Annotated in this window: 21 protein-coding genes and 1 other RNA gene; 11 read left to right on the top strand and 11 right to left on the bottom strand. The window is 35.9% G+C overall.

The features are described from left to right. Positions 1-207 precede the first annotated feature (207 nt). The 4 genes from BXY82_RS11065 to BXY82_RS11050 all read left to right on the top strand — a co-directional run bounded on the left by BXY82_RS11065 (position 208) and on the right by BXY82_RS11050 (position 4,429). On the top strand, positions 208-693 hold the full coding sequence (locus tag BXY82_RS11065) for a SixA phosphatase family protein (protein ID WP_133758248.1): 486 nt from the start codon (positions 208-210) through the stop codon (positions 691-693). Positions 694-835: 142 nt separating this feature from the next. Then, positions 836-2,896, top strand: coding sequence for a polyphosphate kinase 1 (gene ppk1 / locus BXY82_RS11060; RefSeq protein ID WP_133758247.1), 2,061 nt, complete (start codon positions 836-838; stop codon positions 2,894-2,896). A 3-nt stretch (positions 2,897-2,899) separates the two neighbouring features. Then, entirely contained in the window at positions 2,900-3,808 is a 909-nt protein-coding gene (locus BXY82_RS11055) for a Ppx/GppA phosphatase family protein (RefSeq protein WP_133758246.1), read from the top strand. 93 nt (positions 3,809-3,901) lie between these two features. Further along, on the top strand, positions 3,902-4,429 hold the full coding sequence (locus tag BXY82_RS11050) for an outer membrane beta-barrel protein (protein WP_133758245.1): 528 nt from the start codon (positions 3,902-3,904) through the stop codon (positions 4,427-4,429). 77 nt (positions 4,430-4,506) lie between these two features. Here the strand turns inward: BXY82_RS11050 and miaE are convergent, their stop codons facing one another. From miaE to dnaX, 3 genes are all read right to left on the bottom strand, one after another. Next, the gene (gene miaE / locus BXY82_RS11045) at positions 4,507-5,088 is read right to left on the bottom strand and encodes a tRNA-(ms[2]io[6]A)-hydroxylase (RefSeq protein ID WP_133758244.1); all 582 of its coding nucleotides are present in this window, start codon (positions 5,086-5,088) and stop codon (positions 4,507-4,509) included. A 70-nt stretch (positions 5,089-5,158) separates the two neighbouring features. After that, entirely contained in the window at positions 5,159-5,719 is a 561-nt protein-coding gene (locus BXY82_RS11040) for a hypothetical protein (protein WP_133758243.1), read from the bottom strand. A 49-nt stretch (positions 5,720-5,768) separates the two neighbouring features. Next, positions 5,769-7,499, bottom strand: a complete 1,731-nt coding sequence (gene dnaX / locus BXY82_RS11035; RefSeq protein ID WP_133758242.1) for a DNA polymerase III subunit gamma/tau — start codon at positions 7,497-7,499, stop codon at positions 5,769-5,771. Positions 7,500-7,736: 237 nt separating this feature from the next. On the opposite strand from dnaX, the gene rnpB reads away from it, so the two are divergent. Beyond that, positions 7,737-8,097: RNase P RNA component class A (rnpB, locus tag BXY82_RS11030), an RNA gene on the top strand. A 74-nt stretch (positions 8,098-8,171) separates the two neighbouring features. Here the strand turns inward: rnpB and BXY82_RS11025 are convergent. From BXY82_RS11025 to BXY82_RS11015, 3 genes are read right to left on the bottom strand one after another with little or no spacing between them, the layout of a single operon-like run. After that, complete coding sequence (locus BXY82_RS11025; RefSeq protein WP_133758241.1) at positions 8,172-8,726, bottom strand: RsmD family RNA methyltransferase; 555 nt, start codon at positions 8,724-8,726, stop codon at positions 8,172-8,174. Continuing rightward, on the bottom strand, positions 8,723-9,535 hold the full coding sequence (locus tag BXY82_RS11020; protein WP_133758240.1) for a DUF3822 family protein: 813 nt from the start codon (positions 9,533-9,535) through the stop codon (positions 8,723-8,725). Before BXY82_RS11020 ends, BXY82_RS11025 begins: the two co-directional genes overlap by 4 nt. Position 9,536: 1 nt before the next feature. Continuing rightward, on the bottom strand, positions 9,537-10,265 hold the full coding sequence (locus BXY82_RS11015) for a hypothetical protein (RefSeq protein ID WP_133758239.1): 729 nt from the start codon (positions 10,263-10,265) through the stop codon (positions 9,537-9,539). Positions 10,266-10,470: 205 nt separating this feature from the next. Between BXY82_RS11015 and BXY82_RS11010 the strand changes: the two genes are divergently transcribed. The 6 genes from BXY82_RS11010 to BXY82_RS10985 all read left to right on the top strand — a co-directional run bounded on the left by BXY82_RS11010 (position 10,471) and on the right by BXY82_RS10985 (position 15,716). Beyond that, positions 10,471-11,895, top strand: a complete 1,425-nt coding sequence (locus BXY82_RS11010; protein WP_133758238.1) for an ATP-dependent DNA helicase — start codon at positions 10,471-10,473, stop codon at positions 11,893-11,895. Between the two features lie 122 nt (positions 11,896-12,017). Then, positions 12,018-12,581 carry a DUF4126 domain-containing protein gene (locus BXY82_RS11005; RefSeq protein WP_133758237.1) on the top strand — a complete coding sequence of 188 codons (564 nt, stop codon included), beginning with the start codon at positions 12,018-12,020 and terminating at the stop codon, positions 12,579-12,581. A 45-nt stretch (positions 12,582-12,626) separates the two neighbouring features. Further along, the gene (gene kdsB / locus BXY82_RS11000; RefSeq protein ID WP_133758236.1) at positions 12,627-13,355 is read left to right on the top strand and encodes a 3-deoxy-manno-octulosonate cytidylyltransferase; all 729 of its coding nucleotides are present in this window, start codon (positions 12,627-12,629) and stop codon (positions 13,353-13,355) included. After that, positions 13,346-14,071 carry an HAD family hydrolase gene (locus BXY82_RS10995; protein WP_133758235.1) on the top strand — a complete coding sequence of 242 codons (726 nt, stop codon included), beginning with the start codon at positions 13,346-13,348 and terminating at the stop codon, positions 14,069-14,071. Before kdsB ends, BXY82_RS10995 begins: the two co-directional genes overlap by 10 nt. 12 nt (positions 14,072-14,083) lie before the next feature. Then, entirely contained in the window at positions 14,084-15,166 is a 1,083-nt protein-coding gene (locus BXY82_RS10990; protein ID WP_243835784.1) for an iron-containing alcohol dehydrogenase family protein, read from the top strand. 1 nt (position 15,167) lies between these two features. Next, positions 15,168-15,716, top strand: coding sequence for a 1-acyl-sn-glycerol-3-phosphate acyltransferase (locus BXY82_RS10985; RefSeq protein WP_133758234.1), 549 nt, complete (start codon positions 15,168-15,170; stop codon positions 15,714-15,716). A gap of 402 nt (positions 15,717-16,118) precedes the next feature. Here BXY82_RS10985 and BXY82_RS10980 read toward each other — a convergent pair whose 3' ends face one another. The 5 genes from BXY82_RS10980 to gcvT form a co-directional block, all read right to left on the bottom strand. Then, positions 16,119-16,841 (bottom strand): YebC/PmpR family DNA-binding transcriptional regulator, encoded by a 723-nt coding sequence (locus tag BXY82_RS10980; RefSeq protein ID WP_133758233.1) that lies wholly within the window; start codon positions 16,839-16,841, stop codon positions 16,119-16,121. A gap of 451 nt (positions 16,842-17,292) precedes the next feature. Further along, positions 17,293-17,583, bottom strand: coding sequence for a 4a-hydroxytetrahydrobiopterin dehydratase (locus tag BXY82_RS10975; protein WP_133758232.1), 291 nt, complete (start codon positions 17,581-17,583; stop codon positions 17,293-17,295). A gap of 55 nt (positions 17,584-17,638) precedes the next feature. Beyond that, positions 17,639-18,487 (bottom strand): sugar nucleotide-binding protein, encoded by an 849-nt coding sequence (locus tag BXY82_RS10970; protein WP_133758231.1) that lies wholly within the window; start codon positions 18,485-18,487, stop codon positions 17,639-17,641. An 18-nt stretch (positions 18,488-18,505) separates the two neighbouring features. Next, positions 18,506-19,420, bottom strand: a complete 915-nt coding sequence (locus BXY82_RS10965; protein WP_133758230.1) for a glutaminase — start codon at positions 19,418-19,420, stop codon at positions 18,506-18,508. 3 nt (positions 19,421-19,423) lie between these two features. Next, entirely contained in the window at positions 19,424-20,506 is a 1,083-nt protein-coding gene (gcvT, locus tag BXY82_RS10960; protein ID WP_133758229.1) for a glycine cleavage system aminomethyltransferase GcvT, read from the bottom strand. Positions 20,507-20,694: the final 188 nt, after the last annotated feature.

Raw genomic sequence — 20,694 nt, 5'->3', positions numbered from 1 at the left:
AAGACCGACTTCGGAATACGTTGTCGAATTTTATGGATCTATTAACATGTTTTTAGATTTTGGGGTCGTTACATTAATAATTATGTTAACAAAGCAACAGATTAGTATGAGCTAAAGCAAATATAAATGTTAAGAGACCCAAATAATCGTTAAAACGGAGATAATGAGCGGATTACCGATAATAACTGCATTTAATCGACATACACTATGAAGACATTAGTACTAATAAGACATGCTAAATCCTCTTGGGAACATGATATTACTGATTTAAAGCGTCCTTTAAGTAAGAGAGGAGTTAACGACGCAGCACTACTTTCAAAATCATTGGATAGCCTTCAATATATACCTGATGCCATTTTTTCAAGTCCAGCCAATAGAGCTTTAAGTACTTGCAAGATTTTTATGAACAACTTAAATTATCCAGAACAAATATTGTCTATAGAAGAACAGCTCTATGATTTTGGAGGAAATCGGGTGTTGCGTTTTATTAAGAATTTGGACGATGTATATGATCAGGTTATATTATTTGGTCACAATCATGCTTTTACTGAATTAACCAACACCCTTGGCAATCAATCTCTTGACAATTTACCAACCTCAGGATTCGTTATGATTGAATTTGACGTGGATTCATGGAAGAAAATAAAAAAAGGTCATACCAAAATGATTAGAAAGCCCAAAGATTTGAAGTAGCATCCAGAAAACCAACACTTAATAGTTGGTTTTTTTACAAGTGACATTCCTAAGTTAACAAATAGCTATTCCTTAAATTGTAACTTCCTTTTAAGTTATAAATAGAATATATTTGTCAGAGACTAAATTCACCTTGTATTTAATGATTACAGATATATATTCTAACACATACATCAATAGAGAATTAAGCTGGTTGCAGTTTAATGAACGTGTTTTACAAGAGGCTGAGGACGAAACTGTGCCTTTAATTGAACGGCTTAGGTTTTTAGGCATTTTTTCGAATAACTTGGACGAGTTTTTTAAAGTGCGATACGCCACGGTGAAACGGATTGACGAGGCCGGAAAGACTGGTAAAAGTGAGTTGGGCGGAATTTCTGCAAGTGAGCTTTTAGAAATTATTACTCAAATTGTCATTAAACAGCAAAGTGATAGTCTTGACATTTTAGCAACCATACACAAGCGTTTGGAAGATGAAGACATACACATTGTCAATGAGACGCAGATTGATGAAATTCACCACAAATTTATCAAGAATTATTTTATTCAACATGTAAGTCCTGCTTTGGTAACCATTATATTGAGCGATTTGGTAAAGCTTCCAACGCTAAAGGATAGTGCGGCTTATTTGGCTGTTAGAATGGTTTTGGCCAATCAAGAAAAGCAATATGCCCTGATAGAAATCCCTAAAACAATGGACCGTTTCGTGGTGCTTCCTAAGAAAGAAAATGACAATTATATTATTCTGTTGGATGATTTGTTGCGTTATTGTATGAACGACATTTTCAATATATTTGAGTATGAGTCAGTATCGGCGCATATGATCAAAATTACGCGTGATGGCGAATTGGACTTTGAGAGCGATTTAAGTAAGAGTTTTATTGAGAAAATTTCAGACAGTGTAAAACATCGACAAACGGGAGAGCCTGTTCGTTTTGTGTATGATAAAACCATTGATCAGGAAACCCTATTGTTTTTGATGAATATCATGGGAATTGACTCAAAAGACAGTGTTATTCCAGGTGGACGTTACCATAATAGAAGAGATTATATGGATTTTCCCAGCTTGGGAAGGACTGATTTGTTATATGATAAAATTAAGCCATTACCTGTTAAAGGCTTGAGTTTGGAAACCAGTATTTTTAAGAATATTGCAAAAAAAGATTTCCTACTCCATACACCATACCATACATTTTCTTATATCGTAAAATTTTTAAGGGAGGCGGCTTTAGATCCTAAAGTAAAAAACATTAAAATTACTATCTATCGTCTGGCCCAAATTTCGCACGTGGCCAGCGCCTTGATTAATGCGGCCAAGAATGGTAAAAAAGTTACGGTGGCTATTGAATTGCAGGCTCGTTTTGATGAGCAGGCCAATATAGACTATGCTGAGCAGATGCAAACCGATGGCGTCAATCTTTTATTTGGCGTAAAAGGACTTAAGGTGCATAGTAAAATGTGTGTTATAGAGCGCGAGGAAAATAATAAGATTAAACGCTATGGTTTTTTAAGTACAGGCAATTTTAATGAGTCAACTGCCAAGCTTTATACAGATTTCACACTCTTTACCTCAGATCAAAAGATTTTAAAGGATGTGGTTAAAGTGTTTGATTTTTTTGAAACCAATTATAAAATATTTAGATATAAACACATTATTGTCTCGCCGCACTATACCAAAACCAAATTGTTTAAACTGATTGATACAGAAATTGAGAACGTCAAACAAGGAAAACCAGCCTATATCAAGTTGAAGTTGAACAGCATTTCAAGTTATATGATGGTAGACAAACTTTATGAGGCCAGTAGGGCAGGTGTCAAAATACAGATGATAGTACGAGGAATCTGTTGTTTGGTTCCAGGTATCCAAGGCATGAGTGAAAATATTGAGGTGGTGAGTATCATTGATAAGTTTTTGGAACATACCAGATTATTGGTATTTTGCAATAATAACGATCCTAAAGTCTTTATTTCATCTGCAGATTGGATGTCTCGTAACATTGAAAACAGAGTGGAAATAACCTGTCCAATTTATGACAAAGACATTAAACAGGAATTGTTGGATGTCTTTGAAATCTCTTGGAACGATAATGTGAAAGCCCGCATGCTGTGTGGTTCTCATGAAAATAAATACAAGCATAATGATTTGCCAAAGGTAAGAGCGCAATTTGCCATTTATAATTATTATGTTGATAAGCTAGAAAATTAAATTATGTTAACCATTAAAAAATATGCTGCAATTGACATTGGTTCAAATGCGGTACGTTTACTCATTTCAAATATCATTGAACAAAAAGGGAAACCTACACTTTTCAAGAAAAGTTCATTGGTAAGGGTACCGATTCGTTTAGGTGCCGATGTGTTTTTAAATCAGAAAATTTCAAAAGAGAATGAACTGCGTCTGATTGATACCATGAATGCCTTTAAATTGCTTATGAAATCCCATAAAGTAATCGCTTATAAGGCCTGTGCAACTTCGGCAATGCGTGAAGCTGAAAATGGCAAGGACATTGTAAAGCTCATCAAAAAGCACTCTAAGGTAAAAATTGACATTATAGACGGTGAAGAAGAAGCTGCAATCATTGCCGCTACAGATTTAAATAGTTTTATCGATAAAAGTAAGACTTATTTATACGTGGATGTTGGTGGAGGAAGTTCCGAATTCTCTGTTATTCATCAAGGAATAACAACTGCTTCAAAATCTTTTAAAATAGGAACGGTACGGTTGCTAAATGACATTGTACAGAAGGAAGCTTGGTTAGAGCTGGAGGCTTGGATTAAGCAAAATACCAAAGATTTTGAAAAAATTGACCTCTTGGGATCTGGAGGAAATATCAACAAAATCTTTAAAATTTCTGGAAAACCTTTAGGGAAGCCTCTTACATATTTCTATTTGACCTCGTATTATAACATGTTGCAAACCTACAGTTATGAAGAGCGTATTACAGAATTGGATTTAAATCAGGATCGGGCTGATGTGATCATACCCGCAACACGAATCTATCTAAGTGCTATGAAATGGAGTGATGCCAAGTATATCTATGTGCCAAAAATCGGACTTTCTGATGGCATTATTAAAAGCGTTTATTTTGGTGCAGTTTCTAGCGTCAATATTGTTTGACATAACCTTTTGACTTCTTTTCTCTGTAACACATCTAATAATTAAAAAACGTACTGGTTTTCGAGTTATATTCGCATCCTCAAATCAAATATTATGAAAAAATTATACACATTAGTATTGGTTATAGGTTTATCTACCTATACATTTTCACAAGACATTAAATATGGTGTTCATTTTGGTACCAACGTTTCTAATATGGATTATAAAGAAGACGGCATCATGTCCAATCCGCATAGAAATGGCTTCGTTTTTGGAGCTTTCGTAGATTTTGGATTGACTGAAACCTTGGCGGTAATGACTGAATTGCAATATTCTCCAGAGGGTGCAAATCTTCAAAATTTTAAAACTGACTACTTAAATTTACCAGTCATTTTAAACTACAATATCGTTGGTGGATTGAAACTTGGCGTTGGACCGCAGGTAGGACTAAAAGTGCATAAACATGATGATGGTTTTAAAAATTTTGCATTCTCAGGTGTTGGGTTTGCTGAATATATGCTCACTGACGAATTTGGAATTGACTTCCGTTATTTATACGGAATCACCAATGTATTTAATGATGATATAAACCTTGAAGCAACGCAAGGTGTTATGCAATTTGGAGTAACGTATAGGCTCTAATGTTTATTATTCCAAACAAAAAAAGCTCCACATTGACTGGAGCTTTTTTTATACTTAGAATTTAAAGTTCAGGATTCCTATCCATGAATCGTTTCACTTTTACTCAAGTTTTTCATGATTTCAGCTTCAAACTCTAATAGATCATTCCATTTTTTATCGACTTCCTTACGGTCTCCATACTGTCTGGCAAATCCTAAAAACATGGTATAATGATTGGCTTCGCTCACCATTAACCTGCGATAAAATTCGGCCAACTCCTTATCTTCCAATTCTTCAGATAACAAACGGAAACGTTCGCAACTTCTCGCTTCAATTAAGGCCGCATAAAGTAACCGGTGTACCAATTGTGTGGTCCTGCTGCCGCCTTTAGGAAAAAATGTAATCAATTGTAAAACATACTCGTCTTTACGATCGCGACCAAGCGTCCATCCGTTTTCAAGTATTTTATCGTGTACCATTTTAAAGTGGCTAATTTCCTCTTTAACCAAAGCTACCATTTCTTGCACCAGTTCAGTATATTCTGGAAAACTAACAATTAATGATATGGCAGTACTAGTCGCTTTTTGTTCACAGTAAGCATGGTCTGTTAAAATGTCTTCAATATTTTTTTCAACAATGTTGACCCAACGTGGATCAGTGGGTAATTTTAGTCCGAGCATAATGTTGTATCATTTTAAAGTCACCCATTTTATAACGGTGGCCTTTGGGAGTGTTTAAAAAGGTTAGTAATTAACTGTGTTCTTCAATTAAATGCAAAGCTTGTTTGCCATGAGTATCTATATACATTCGATATAATTTATACCCTTTGGTATTAGGGTTGATAAACGATATCTCTAACGTAATAGCATCAGCGCTGGATAATTCTTGATTGACCCAAGTATGCTGCAATGTGGCATCCTTCCAAAAGGGATCCGTGCTCCATCCTTTAAATTGCTTAGCAGAGATATGAGTGCTTAAAATTGATTTTGATGCTTTGGTAATTGTGATTTCAGATTCAAATATGCGTTGGTATTGTATTTGGCTTGAGTTATTCATTTCTGTACGAGATACCACAATTTGGGCATCCATTAAAGAATAATTTCTAATACGTACATTTAGGCTATTTGCAATCAAAGTATCCGTAACAATCTCTACATTGCGATCAGGGCTAAAAATTACAGCGGGCAGAGGTGTGGTGTTTAAATTATATTCAGCCACAGCCTTTACAAAGGCCTCTCTTTTAGTTTGCCGGCCATCGCAGTTAAAACAAATAGCGGCAATTACGACGAAAATACCTAATAAATTTTTCATGCTGTGGTTCTTTAAACAACTATATACGATGTAGAATATAATAATAATTTTATAAATCTAATCCGAAGGTCTTTTTTAGAAGTTCAATATTCGGATTTTTCTCCTTCAATTTTTCGTATTTTTCAATTGGTGTAAAGGCATATTTTTTAGATATTTCTTCATTCACCTCAATCTCTAAAGATAAATTAAAATTACGAAGTGTTTTTCTGAGATGTTCCATTAAAGGAAATTGAGCGCGCTCCAATTCTATTTTCAGAGATTCATTTGGAAATTCTACATGGATAGTAGTTCCTTTTAATACTGGCTTACTCATTTCTAGCATAGACACCATTATTTTTTCGCCTTTTCGATTTAAAGCGCTAATGTATGCGGACCAAGCCTTGTTAAAAGCTTCCTGAGAAAAATCTTCAGTAGGTAAATCATTAGGATCAATGACCACCTCCATTTGTTTAATAAGATGTTCCTTCTTAGCCTTGATACTTTTAAGTGACAATCCCGAAGTGCGCTTGTTATCAAGTTTTAAATCAATCTTTTTGACTGCTTGTTGAGCATATGGGCTATGCGGTTGATTTTGCTTAGATTCTGGTGTTGATCGCACGGGTTCAGCCACAGTATTAGTAACTACGGCCTCTTTTTTAGGAAGAGTAACTGGCACGGGTTTTATACCTTTGCCCTTAAAATAGGAGGCCGGTATTATGTAATGTTTGCTATTTTTTTTTTCTCCATCAAAAGTGATAGAGGCAAGCTGCATTAAGGTCAGTTCAACAAGTAAGCGTTGATTCTTACTGTTTTTAAATTTTAGATCACAGTCGTTGGCCAATTCTATGCCCTTCATTAGGAATTCATAACTGGCCTTTCTGGACTGTTCTATATATTTGAGCTTGGTATCTTCCCCAACTTCAAGAAGTTCGATGGTGTGCTCATTTTTACAAACCATTAAATCTCTAAAGTGCGATGCCAGACCTGCAATATAATGATGCCCATCAAATCCTTTCGATAAGGTTTCATTAAACTGAATGAGCAATTCAGGAATTTTATTATCTAATATCAGATCAGTGCTTGTAAAATAGGTTTCATAATCTAGAACGTTTAAGTTCTCAGTAACCGCGTGGCGGGTTAGGTTCTTTCCAGAAAAACTGACCACTCTATCAAAAATGGAAAGCGCATCGCGCATGGCACCATCTGCTTTCTGAGCTATGATATGAAGCGCATCATCTTCAGCGTCAATACCTTGTTCTTCTGCTATGTATTTGAGATAGTTCTTGGCGTCCTTAACAGTGATGCGTTTAAAGTCGAATATTTGGCAACGCGACAAAATTGTTGGAATGATTTTGTGCTTTTCTGTGGTGGCTAAAATAAATATACAATGTTTTGGGGGTTCTTCCAAAGTTTTCAAAAACGCATTAAATGCAGCCTGGGAAAGCATGTGGACCTCGTCAATAATATAGACTTTGTATTTTCCAACCTGTGGTGGAATCCGAACCTGATCCGTTAAATTTCTGATATCATCAACAGAGTTGTTAGAGGCTGCATCCAATTCAAAAATATTAAATGCAAAATCTTCGTCTTCCTGTTCAGTACCATCACTATTAATCATTTTAGCTAAAATACGGGCACAGGTGGTTTTACCAACGCCCCGAGGTCCAGTAAAGAGTAGAGCCTGAGCTAAATGATTATGTTCAATGGCATTTAATAAGGTATTAGTAATAGCCTGCTGACCCACAACATCCTTAAATGTCTGAGGTCTATACTTGCGAGCCGATACGATAAAATGTTCCATTGATAATTCTCTAAATATGCTGCACAATAGATGTCAGCCTAGAAGTAACAAAGTTATAAAATCAGTTCGAAATAAGCAGCTACAACAACCGTTTTTAGTATTAGTTATTAACAAAAATTGTGAGTAGATTTATGAACTACGACCTCATTTGGAACTTTTTTTGAGGTAATTTTTATTGGGATAATTTTAGGTCTTAAATAATTTTAAGCAGTTAAAACTTTAAGCTAACTTTGGCCTCAAGTAAATCGCCTTATCGCTGACGGTTCAACTTGGTTGAGCATTTGGAGGAAAGTCCGAACACCGTAGTGCAACATAATGGTTAATGGCCATCGGTCGTGAGATCAGGAAAAGTGCAACAGAAAGTATGTACAGGTCATGCTGTAGTGAAACCAGGTAAACTCTATGTGGTGCAATGTCATGTATACCAACGCTGCTTGTTTGCTGTTTGTTTTTAACAGATGGTGACAGGCGAGAGGGCGGCACGCTCAATTGTTGGAGGGTAGACAGCTAAAGTGTGCTGGTAACAGTACACGCAGATAAATGATAAGGGTCACTTTTAGAGGTGATACAGAATTCGGCTTATAGATTTACTTAAACATACAAGCCCTTGGAATCTCCAAAGGGCTTTTGTTTGTTATACTTATGTAATGCTAGTTTGATAATTTTGCAAGATCAACTAACAGACAATTTCGGTCTTTCAAAATAACTAAATAAGCTACTGCCATAATTTTTGGAGTAACTAAAGAAAGGAAGCCCCGATAGGTCCATTTGTTTAGCACTTTCGACAATTAAAATACCGTCGTCTTCCAAAAGGTTATTTTCAAAAACCAATTCCGGTATTCTTGCAAATTGCTCTAAACTGAATGCGTAAGGCGGATCGGCAAAAATAACTGTCGCTTGCATTTTAGTACTTTCCAAAAATTTGAAGACATCACTCTTGACCGTTTGAATGTTCATTTCAAATTCTTCAGCTGTCTTGTTGATGAATTTAATACATCCAAAATCTTCATCTACAGAAGTAATGGTCTCAGTACCTCTAGACGCAAATTCGTAACTGATGCTGCCGGTACCGGCAAACAAATCGAGTACAGAAATCTCATCAAAATAAAAATTGTTATTTAAGATATTAAAAAGCGCTTCTTTGGCCATATCGGTAGTCGGGCGTACTGGAAGCTTTTTTGGTGGTGTAATACGTCTGCCTTTATACTGACCTGAGATGATTCTCATAAATTGAAACTGTTTAAGATAAGCGCATGTTGGTGTTTTGAGACCTGTAATTCTAAAAGATCAAAGGAGAGGGCCTTTGATGGCTCCTCAAACGACACAAATCGGATATAAGTATATAATAGTTTATAAAGTTCATCATCTTTTTCAATAGAACCAGATAATGTAAGGAGAAGTGTTTCAGGATCTAACTTTAACTGTTCAATTACAAAAAGAATGTAGTAGAGAAAATCTTCTTTAGTATGATAATCAAACGTATTATAAAGTTGCAGTTGTCCGTTGTGTACGACGACCATCTCAAAATGAACCGGCGCAACATTTATATACAGCTTGGTCTCTTCTGTAGCTTGCGTCTCCTGCAATGCATGTTCAATTAAGATGGTTGAAGCATGTTTATATTCAAACGCTCCGTAAACTTCAAAAATGTAATTATTGATATTTACATATGGCACAAACACATTGACACTGTTATTGACTTCAATGGTGTCATGCGAAATAAAATCAGTTTTTATAATTTTTGAACTGAACTTAAGATAATCGGAAGAATGCTCTTCATTAAAGAATTGCTGAGGGACTACATTGGACAAATCATTCTGAAACAGCACTAATACGCTATCAAAAGTATCGCGTAAAAGCGGTTCATCTGCAATAGCATTTTTAAGGTGTTCCAAAATAGCTTCTGGCGACTGTTTGATTTTAAAGTCAATTCGCTTTAAATAGTCAACCGTTTTGTCAGCAGTATTTAGAATACAAAAAGAAAGTCCACTCAAACTAATTTGAATGGACAGTTTTTTTAAGTGTATTGATTCCAATTTATTCTCTAGTTGAATAGTTTTTAGGCCAGTTTCCGTTGGTCTTAACTTCGTCCATTGAACCTACCATAAGTTTTGGTCCGTTTACGCCGTCAACAGAAACAACTTGCTTTTCTTTTGCTATAAGATTTTTGTCTTCGCCATCTAAGATGATGGCTTTATCTACACTTGCCTCAAATACTGGAATGTTGTCTAACATACCTGCTTTTAAAGTAAACTTAGCACCAGGTTTACCAACAGGCACATTCATCATGGTCTTGTAGCGTGTATCTGCGCCAAATAATGAATCCTTAACGGGTACAAAACCTAAGGTGTCTATAATAATAATTTCTTTAGTCGTTGTAACACCTCCAAAACGTTTAGTTAATTCCTCATCCACTACGGTTGAATCTCTTCGTTGTGTGATAGTATAATTAGCTGTATCAATAAATCTTACTAAAGCGTCAAAGTTATCGGTAAATTTTCCGTTTACTTGTTTGTATGCCATTTGTGAATCTCTTATGTCAATCAGTTTTTCAATTACCGCCGCATAACGTTTTTCTTTGAGCTTATTAAATTCAATTTCTCCATAGACTGACATAAATGTAGAATAGCCTAGAAAAGCAATCGCCGCCCAGAGCACAATATGTAAAATCGGCTTAAAGTTTTTAGGAACAAATTTGTCAATCAACCAAACGATTCCAATCGTAAGAAGGATAACAATTACAATAGCAAGAATTACTGTTAGCATAGTTTGTGAGTTTATTTTTATAAATGGTCTAACGCAAATCTACAATTTTTTTTTATTCACGAAAACCAAACCTTATAAAAATGATAAAATTAAAAATAGTCACGTATGACATATTATAGGCTACGCTCAAAAAACGATGTATAAAGTTACAACAATTCTTTATAAACCTTATCTTTCCGCTTTAAGAATAATGACCGATTGAAATATGAATGCCTCCGATTTTTATAAACATTTAAAACAAAAATTCCCTTTTGAACCCACGTTAAAGCAAAATATAGTCTTAGATCAGCTTTCTAAGTTCGTTCTTGATACCAATACAAACCAAATTTATCTTCTTAAAGGATTTGCTGGTACCGGAAAAACAAGCATTATTGGTACGTTGGTAGCCAATTTATGGCATATTAAAAAGAGTGCTGTATTAATGGCGCCTACCGGAAGAGCGGCAAAAGTGATTTCAAATTATTCAGGAAAGGAAGCTTTTACCATACATAAGAAGATTTATTTTCCTAAAAAGGATAAAGGTGGTGGTGTGAAATTTGTTATGCAACCAAACAAACATCGCAACACCATATTTATTGTAGACGAAGCTTCCATGATTCCTGATGCGCCATCTGATTCAAAATTGTTTGAAAACGGTTCGCTCTTGGATGATTTAATGCAGTATGTCTATTCAGGTCACAATTGTAAACTTTTACTTATTGGGGATAAAGCACAATTACCACCTGTAAAATCTGATTTAAGTCCGGCGTTAGATCAAATTCAGCTTAATCTTAATTACAATAAAAATGTTATTTCAACGGAATTGGACGAAGTCATGCGACAGGCCGAAGATTCTGGAATTTTAATGAATGCCACCAACCTTCGCGACGTGTTGGAAGGTGAGTTTTATGAATCGTTTAAATTTGATTTAAAAGGCTTTTCAGATATTGTCAGGCTTGTAGATGGTTATGAAATCATGGATGCCATCAATGATGGATATTCTGACCAGGGTAAGGAAGAAACGGCGATTATTGTAAGGAGTAATAAACGTGCCAATTTATACAATAAACAGATTAGGGAGCGCATTTTAAATAATGAAAATGAGCTTACTGTGGGCGATTTTCTGATGGTGGTAAAGAATAACTATTTTTGGGTAAAACCTACATCTGAAGCGGGATTTATTGCTAATGGTGACATTATTCAGGTTTTGGAAATTTTTAGTATTCAAGAATTATACGGCTTTAGATTTGCTGAAGTTAAAGTGCAAATGGTCGATTATCCAAAAATGTCCCCCTTTGAAACGGTTTTACTTTTAGATACTATAGAGGCAGAGTCGCCATCACTTCCTTATGAAGAATCAAATAGGTTATATCAGGAGGTGCAAAAAGATTACGAAGATGAATCTTCCAACTATAAGAAATTTCTAAAAATTAAGAATAACAAGCATTTTAATGCCTTGCAGGTTAAATTCTCGTATGCCATTACCTGTCATAAATCGCAAGGTGGTCAATGGCATACAGTGTTTGTGGAGCAACCTTATTTACCAAATGGTATTGATAAAGATTACTTGAGATGGCTTTACACTGCAATGACAAGGGCAAAGGAAAAATTATATTTAATTGGGTTTCCCGATGAGTTTTTTATCTCCTAACTTAATAACACAATGGGGATTATAGAAGACAAATTAAATTTAAGTCAACATATGCAAGAATTTAATAACTTTAAAAATTATTGGTTATATTAATGCGTCCCCCGTAGGCTATCTCTATATAAATGACTGAAACGATAATTAGTATTTTTCTCGGTATCGGATTAGCGGCATCTGTAGGTTTCAGAGTTTTCCTGCCTTTATTTGCACTTAGTTTGGCTTCATATTTCAATGTATGGGAACTGAATGATGCTTGGGTGTGGATTGGTAGCCTCACTGCAGTGATAACGTTGGGCGTAGCTACCTTAATTGAAATTTTAGCATACTATATTCCCTTTGTTGATAATTTATTGGATACCATAGCTATTCCATTGGCCGCAATTGCAGGTACAGCCGTCATGGTGTCTACAGTGGCCGACTTAAGCCCGATAATTACTTGGGCCCTTGCCATCATTGCGGGAGGTGGAACCGCTGCTACGATTAAAAGCGCAGGCGGAGCATCTCGTATGACGTCTTCAGTATCTACCGCAGGTTTAGGAAATCCGCTGGTGTCAACTATTGAAACGGGGACATCTATAGTGATGTCTGTTTTTTCAATTTTCCTGCCTATTATCGCCTTTGTATTAGTGATTTTTGTAGTGTTTGTCATTTTTAAACTTTATAAAAAGATTAAACCTTCCAAACCTTGAAATAGCTTAAAAAGTTTTACTTTTGATTTGAATTAACGGTCAACTATGAAGATAATTTCAATGATTCCGGCGCGCTACAGCGCATCACGATTTCCAGCAAAGCTGATGCAGGATTTAGCGGGTAAAACCGTTATCCTTAGAACCTATGAGGCTACCGTGGCCACCAATTTGTTTGATGACGTCTATGTGGTGACGGATAGTAACATCATTTATGACGAAATAGTCAATAATGGAGGTAAAGCCATTATGAGCAAAAAAGAGCATGAATCTGGTAGTGATAGGATTGCAGAAGCAGTTGAGGATTTAGATGTGGATATTGTAGTAAATGTACAAGGAGATGAACCGTTTACTGAACGTGAAAGTTTAGAAAAGGTGCTCAATGCTTTTAAAGATGACCATAACAAACAAATAGATTTGGCATCGCTGATGGTAGAAATCCACGATTGGGAAGATATTAGTAACCCCAATACCGTAAAGGTTATTGTAGATCAAAATAATTTTGCCCTCTATTTTTCAAGAAGTCCAATTCCGTATCCAAGAGATAAAGAAGCGGGTGCTCGTTATTTTAAGCACAAAGGGATTTATGCCTTTAGAAAACAAGCCTTACTAGACTTTTATAACTTGCCGATGCAGTTTATTGAAGCGACTGAAAAGATAGAATGCATCCGGTATTTGGAGTATGGTAAACGCATAAAAATGGTCGAAACCCATGTGGAGGGAGTGGAAATTGATACACCCGAGGACTTAGAACGCGCAAAACGTTTATGGAAATAGATTATTCGAACATAAAAGTGATTGGTTTTGATGCTGATGACACCTTGTGGGTTAATGAAACCTATTTTAGGGATGCAGAACTTGAGTTCGCAAAACTGTTGGCGCCATATGAAACCGCCAATAAAATTGATCAGGAATTGTTTAAACGACAAATCGAAAATTTACCGTTATACGGTTACGGCATCAAAGGTTTTATCTTGTCTATGGTTGAAATTGCTATAGAACTGTCTAATAATACCATAAGCAATACGACAATAGAAGCCATTCTTAATGTAGGTAAGGACATGCTTAATAAACCTGTTGAATTGCTTGAAGGTGTTGAAAAAGTGTTGACCACCTTAGCAGATGATTATCGCTTAATAGTGGTGACCAAAGGCGATTTATTAGATCAGGAACGCAAATTGGAGAAATCTGGTCTAATGGATTATTTTCATCATATTGAGGTGGTGAGCGACAAAAAAGAAGCCAACTATTCTAAATTACTGAATCATTTGGATATCAAACCCTCAGAATTTTTGATGATTGGCAATTCCTTAAAATCTGATATTTTACCATTGGTAAATATCAAGGCTCACGCTATCCATGTGCCATTTCATACCACGTGGATTCATGAGCAAGTTAAAACAAGTGAAAAAGAATATAAGAATTATAAAACCTTATCCAGTGTCATGGAAGTTCTTCCTTTGCTAAAGAAAACACCCAAATCTAAAGTTTAAGACCCTATCAAAATGATTTATAAAAATTATCCAATGGTGTCCAGAGTTGTATTTGGACGTGGCAGTTTTAATCAGTTAAGTGATATTTTAGAACCAAAACGACTGAATGTTAAGGCACCATTTATTTATCTTGTTGATGATGTTTTTAAAGGCAATGCTTGGTTAACGTCAAGAATTTCTTTGGCTTATGAAGATCAATTGCTTTTTATTTCAGCAGATAAAGAACCCACGACATCTCAAGTGGATGCGTTGGTAGAAGATATCATTTTAACCTATAAAGACCGTCCATCGGGCATTATTGGTATTGGTGGTGGCACCCTTTTAGATTTGGCAAAAGCCGTATCTATAATGCTTACCAATAAAGGCGAATCTAAAGATTATCAAGGTTGGGATTTGGTCAAATCGCCCGCCATTTATCATGTGGGTATCCCAACAATTTCTGGAACAGGATCAGAGGTGTCGCGTACTACAGTGTTGACAGGGCCAAAGCGAAAATTGGGCATCAATTCAGATTATACGCCGTTTGATCAGGTCATCCTAGACCCGGAGTTGACTAAAGACGTTCCAACAGATCAGTGGTTTTATACCGGGATGGATTGCTTTATCCATTGTGTGGAATCTTTAAAAGGCACGTATCTCAATGCATTTAGTCAGAGTTATGGTGAAAAAGCCTATGATTTGTGCAAAGAAATTTTTGTTGAAGCCAATGGCTCAAAAGAAGCGTTACAAGACAAATTGATGATGGCATCTTGGCATGGCGGCATGAGTATTGCCTATTCTCAAGTAGGTGTGGCCCATGCGCTGAGTTACGGATTGGGCTATCTTTTAGGAACGAAACACGGTATCGGGAATTGCATAGTTTTTGATCATCTAGAAGAATTTTATCCAGAGGACGTTGCTTTATTTAAACACATGAAAACGATCCATAATATCAAACTTCCACAAGGGATTTGCGCTCAACTAGCCGATGACGAATTTGACACCATGATTAATGTGGCTTTAGGATTGGAACCACTATGGGAAAATGCCCTAGGTAAAAATTGGAAACAAACCATCACCAGAGAAAAATTGAGAACCTTATACGAAAAGATGTAATATGAAATGGTTATCTAAATTTATGTATTCAAAAGTGTTGGGATGGAAAGTAGTCGGTAACGTTACGATGTCAAAAGACACCATAAAAAAAGCAGTTATTATTGCCGCTCCACACACCAGTTGGGAAGATTTTTATATTGCCCTTTTAATGCGACAGGTCATTGGTATTAAAGCCAATTTTGTAGCGAAAAAGGAGCTTTTTAAATGGCCATTTAGTTACTATTTTAAAGCTATTGGAGGCGCACCTTTAGATAGACGTCCAGGCCAAAACAAGGTGGAAGCTATAGCAAAGCTCTTCCACAATCGGGACGAGTTTAGGTTGGCATTATCGCCAGAAGGCACTAGAAAGCGAGTGGAGGATTGGAAAACAGGATTCTATTACATTGCTAAAAAAGCAAATGTGCCTATTATCATGTTCACTTTTGATTTTGAAAATAAACAAAATAAAATTTCAGAACCTTTTTACCCTACAGATGATATAGAGGCTGATTTTAAATATATGCGCAGGTTTTTTCATGGCGTAAAAGGCAAAGTTCATGCCTACTCATGATTATGACTTTTTTAACATTCTAATCTAATTTTGGCATAAAATTTGAAACTGTTTGAGTGAATTGATGATGAAACATAAAGTAAACATTTCATGTCCCTAAAAAGAAACATCAATCATTCTAAAACATAAAAAAAGCTGTCTGTGTAAATGATAGCTTTTTTTAGTGGTGCCTGTATGGGTATTTGAACGAGTTATTTTATTAAAAGGTTGCTAATTTATGATGATGAGTCCTATTTTACCACCATACTCCAAATTTACTGACAGAGTGCCGTTTTTGTAATGAGTTACGAGTGATAACACTTAGAATTGAATTTTTTGTGATTCGGAAATCATTGCTATGAAAAAGAGAAAAGCCAACAAGAGATTGTTGGCTTTTTATACTTATTGAGTTCTTAATAATGCTTATTCTTCAGAAGTTTCTTCCATAGTATGGTACACGTTTTGTACGTCATCATCTTCCTCTAATTTTTCCAATAACTTTTCTACATCTTCAGCTTCATCTGGCGTGAGTTTTTTAGTAACTTGAGGGATGCGCTCAAATCCTGAGGATAAAATTTCTATCTTTCTATTTTCCAATTCAGACTGAATGGCCCCATAACTTTCAAAAGGCGCATAAATTAAAATTCCGTCATCGTCCATAAAGACTTCTTCAGCTCCAAAATCTATAAACTCCAATTCCAATTCCTCTGGATCTAGACCTTCAGCATTAATTCTGAAATTACAAGTATGGTCAAACATAAAAACCACAGAGCCAGATGTACCCAAGCTACCATCACATTTATTAAAATAACTGCGTACGTTAGCCACGGTCCTTGTATTATTATCTGTAGCGGTTTCTACTAAAATGGCAATACCGTGGGGTGCATATCCTTCAAATAAGACCTCTTTAAAATCGCCTAAATTTTTGTCAGAAGCACGTTTAATAGCGCGTTCCACATTGTCCTTAGGCATATTTACGGCCTTGGCATTTTGAATAACAGCTCTCAACCGTGCATTGGTATCAGGATCAGGACCGCCATCTTTTACGGCCATTACAATATCTTTGCCAATACGCGTAAAGGCCTTGCTCATGGCTGACCAGCGTTTCATTTTACGTGCCTTACGAAATTCAAAAGCTCTTCCCATTTTAAGTTTTTAGTTTAAAAGTTTAAAAATATGAGTTTGAGACGCATTTCATAAACATCTATTGTTACAATTTAGCAATCAGCCGAATGATCTCAAATTCTTAACAAATTTAAAAAAATAGAGTTATGAGTTGGTATATGTAGGCTCAAAATTATCTTTAAAGCATATTAATTTTAGCATCTACGATAAGTTATTGGAGATCGACAATACATTAATCAAAAACAGCCTTAAGAAAGGCTGTTATTTTAAAATTGATTACTATTTGTTATAAACCTTATACTTTACAGTTTAACATAAGATCTTAAAACTAAAACCATGTTTGTTGAAGTCAATAAGCTTTAGACAGACAGGATAACTTTTATTTTATGATAATGATTGCTCATTTTTCAGTTATGATCAATCTTTGTTCTCTAAGCGAAGGGATCCTATTTCAGTCTAATACCATCTATTTTTAATCTTGTACTTCCACAATGGCTTCAATCGCTTCAGCTAATTTAAAGTCTTTTTCTGTCACGCCTTTCGCACTGTGTGTGGTTAAGGAAATGGTAAGCATGTTATAAACATTCTTCCAATCTGGATGGTGGTTTTGTGCTTCACACTCAAAGGCTATTCTACTCATGGCACTAAAGCAATCCTTAAAATTATCAAATTCAAATTCTGCATGAAGTGCGTTGTCATAATATTCCCAATCAGGAAAATGTAATAATTTTTTTTCAATGGTTTCTTCAGATAGTGGAGACATATTTTAGATTTTTTAGTTTCTTAAAATTATAAATTATAATTGACAAACTCTAAGACTACGGATTATAATTCATGTAATTGTTCAATTCTTCCAACAGTTCTGTACTACATATTTGAAGATGCTTTGGTAAAGGGTTCAATTTAGGTATAACAGCCAAATAACGATCTTCGTTTGTAGTATATACCTGCTTAAAATGTACGTTTTCAGAGGTGATTAAAGTCACCATTTCCATTATAAAATCGTCATGATGGACTAAATCTGAACTTCCAAGATGAAATATGCCGTGTTTATTTCTATTGATGATATAATGAATTTGTTGGGTCAGCTTAAAATCGGTGGTCACATTCATAATCAAATTAGGAAATACCTCAATGGCTGTTTTATCGGCAATATGCTGCTTGAGTACTTTAACCCGAGGCGATTGTGTCCCAAAGATCATGGGGAGCCTGACAATCACCACCTTTTTCTTTGGCAGTCGCATCAACATGTTTTCAATTTTTATCTTGAAATGGCCATAAATACTGCCACTGAGTGTCTTGTCATCTTCATAGCTTGGGAATTTGCTATAGGCATCAAAAACATTAGCCGACGATAGGAAAAGAATCTTGCAATCATGTGCTACTACATATTCCGCCATATGCCGATGGGCGATAACTTGCGCATGAAAATCGCCGCGCAAACAGGAGATGATGATTGAGGGTTTAACCGCTTCTAAAATCTCAAAAATATCATCTTCCTCAACACGGTATTGAAAAAAGTGTTTGTTAAGTTCAAAAGCGGGGTTTGTTACATGATAAGTGCCAAAGGTGCTGAAATAAGAACACAGTTCTTTATACAAAGCATTACCAATAAAGCCACTGGCTCCTAAGATCAGGATGCGATGTTTGTGGTCTGGTGTCATCATAAATTTGGGGCACTTTCTTTAAAAAATAGACAATTTGGTCATGGTTGTAAACTGCTCTAAGGCTTTCATTCCTAAAAGTGAATTGCCTTTCTCATTTAATCCAGGCGACCATACTGAAATTGTAAAATGATTGGGTAGGAGTGCTACTATACCACCGCCAACGCCACTTTTACCTGGTAAGCCAACCTCAAAGGCGAATTCTCCAGCTTCATCATAAAATCCGCAAGTGAGCATGATGGCATTGATCCTTTTGGCCTGACTTTCAGAAATACGTTTGTTCTGTTGACAGCAAGCACCATGGTTCGCAAACATAAAAAATGCTTTGGTGAGCTGCTCACAGCTCATTTCTATCGCACATTGATGGAAATAAAAATCTAACACATCCTCCACATCATTTTTCAAATTGCCATATGCCTTTAATAAATTTGCAGCAGCGTAATTATTATACCCCGTTAGACGTTCTGAATTAGCAACAGTTTCATTAAAATTGATGGTAGGATCATCAACCACTGAGCGTACATACTTTAAAAAATCTTCTTTAGGGTTATCAAGAAGTGATACCAAAATGTCAGCAATAACTAGTGCCCCTGCATTTATCAACGGATTTCTAGGAATACCATCTTCCAATTCTAATAGTGATAAATGGTTAAAGGGGTTTCCTGAAGGCTCCACATCTACACGTTGCCATAAATTTTCCGGATACATCGGTAATGCCATGGCGAGCGTCAAAACCTTTGAAATACTCTGAATGGACATTTTCGTATCCCAATTGCCAGTGGCAAAAGTGTCTCCATTAATGAGCCTCAGATGAATTCCAAAGTTTTTTGCATCTACATCAGCCAATTCAGGAATATAAGAAGCAACAACGCCTCTATTGATCTCGTCCTTTAAATCTTGATGTATGGTATTGATGACATTTTGGTAGTCAATCATGTATTATGCTTTATAAAATGGCGTTTTCACAACAGTTGCTGGAACGGCATTTTTACGAATTTGTATGTTAATTTTACTGCCTGCTTCGGCAAAAATAGCTGGTACGTATCCTAAGCCAATCCCTTTGTTTAATGATGGCGACATGGTGCCAGAGGTTACTACGCCAATAATTTTTCCATTGCCATCAACAATATCGTAGCCATGACGTGGGATGCCTCGATCATCTAACTCAAAACCGACCAATTTATTTTCTGGACCGTGCTCTTTTTCTGATTTTAAAGCTTCACTATTGGTAAACTCTTTGGTGAATTTTGTTACCCAACCTAAACCAGCAGCAATAGGAGACGTGTTTTCATCAATATCATTGCCATATAAGCAGTAGCCCATTTCTAAACGCAAGGTGTCACGTGCAGCCAACCCGATTGGTTTGATGCCGTAAGAAGCACCTGCTTCAAAAACTTTGTCCCAAATCTGTTTCACTTCTGAATTCTTACAGTAAATTTCAAATCCGCCACTACCAGTGTAACCTGTTGCAGAAATGATAACATTCTCGATACCTGCAAAATCGCCCACCACAAAATTGTAGAATTTAATTTCAGACAAATCATGGCTTGTTAAGCTTTGCATGGCTTCCACAGCTTTTGGACCTTGTATAGCCAATAAAGAATACTCAGGAGAAAGGTCTCTCATGGTGGCGCCCACATCATTTTTAGAACTGATCCAGTTCCAATCTTTTTCAATATTGCCAGCATTGACCACTAATAAATATGTCTCCTCCTTAATTTTATAAACAATTAGATCATCAACAATACCACCTGTTTCATTTGGTAAATAGCTGTATTGCGCCTTCCCAATGGTAAGTTTCGAGGCATCATTACTGCACACTTTCTGAATGAGTTCTAAGGCATGAGGTCCCTCAATTAAAAATTCACCCATATGTGATACATCAAATACACCAACCCCTTTCCTTACGGTTTCGTGTTCTACACTGACACCCTCATATTGAACAGGCATGTTAAATCCTGCATAAGGGACTAATTTAGCTCCTAGAGCTTCGTGAGTGGCTGTTAATGCTGTGTTTTTCATAAATTGTTTGTTTAATTTCCGAATCACTGTTTATAATTCAGTTGCAGAAAGTTTATTTAATTATTTATTGTTAGATAGTAAACGATGGCGAAACAAATGGCGATAATAAAGAATGCATACAAAAGTCCTTGTTTTAAACTTAGGCCTGAAATAATGTTTTCGACAGTATTGCCGAAAAACTTCAATAT

The organism is Gelidibacter sediminis, assembly GCF_004364975.1.
Taxonomy (GTDB): domain Bacteria; phylum Bacteroidota; class Bacteroidia; order Flavobacteriales; family Flavobacteriaceae; genus Gelidibacter; species Gelidibacter sediminis.
The sequence above is the reverse complement of the archived record's forward strand: the minus strand, read 5'-3'. Positions and strand labels throughout refer to the sequence as shown.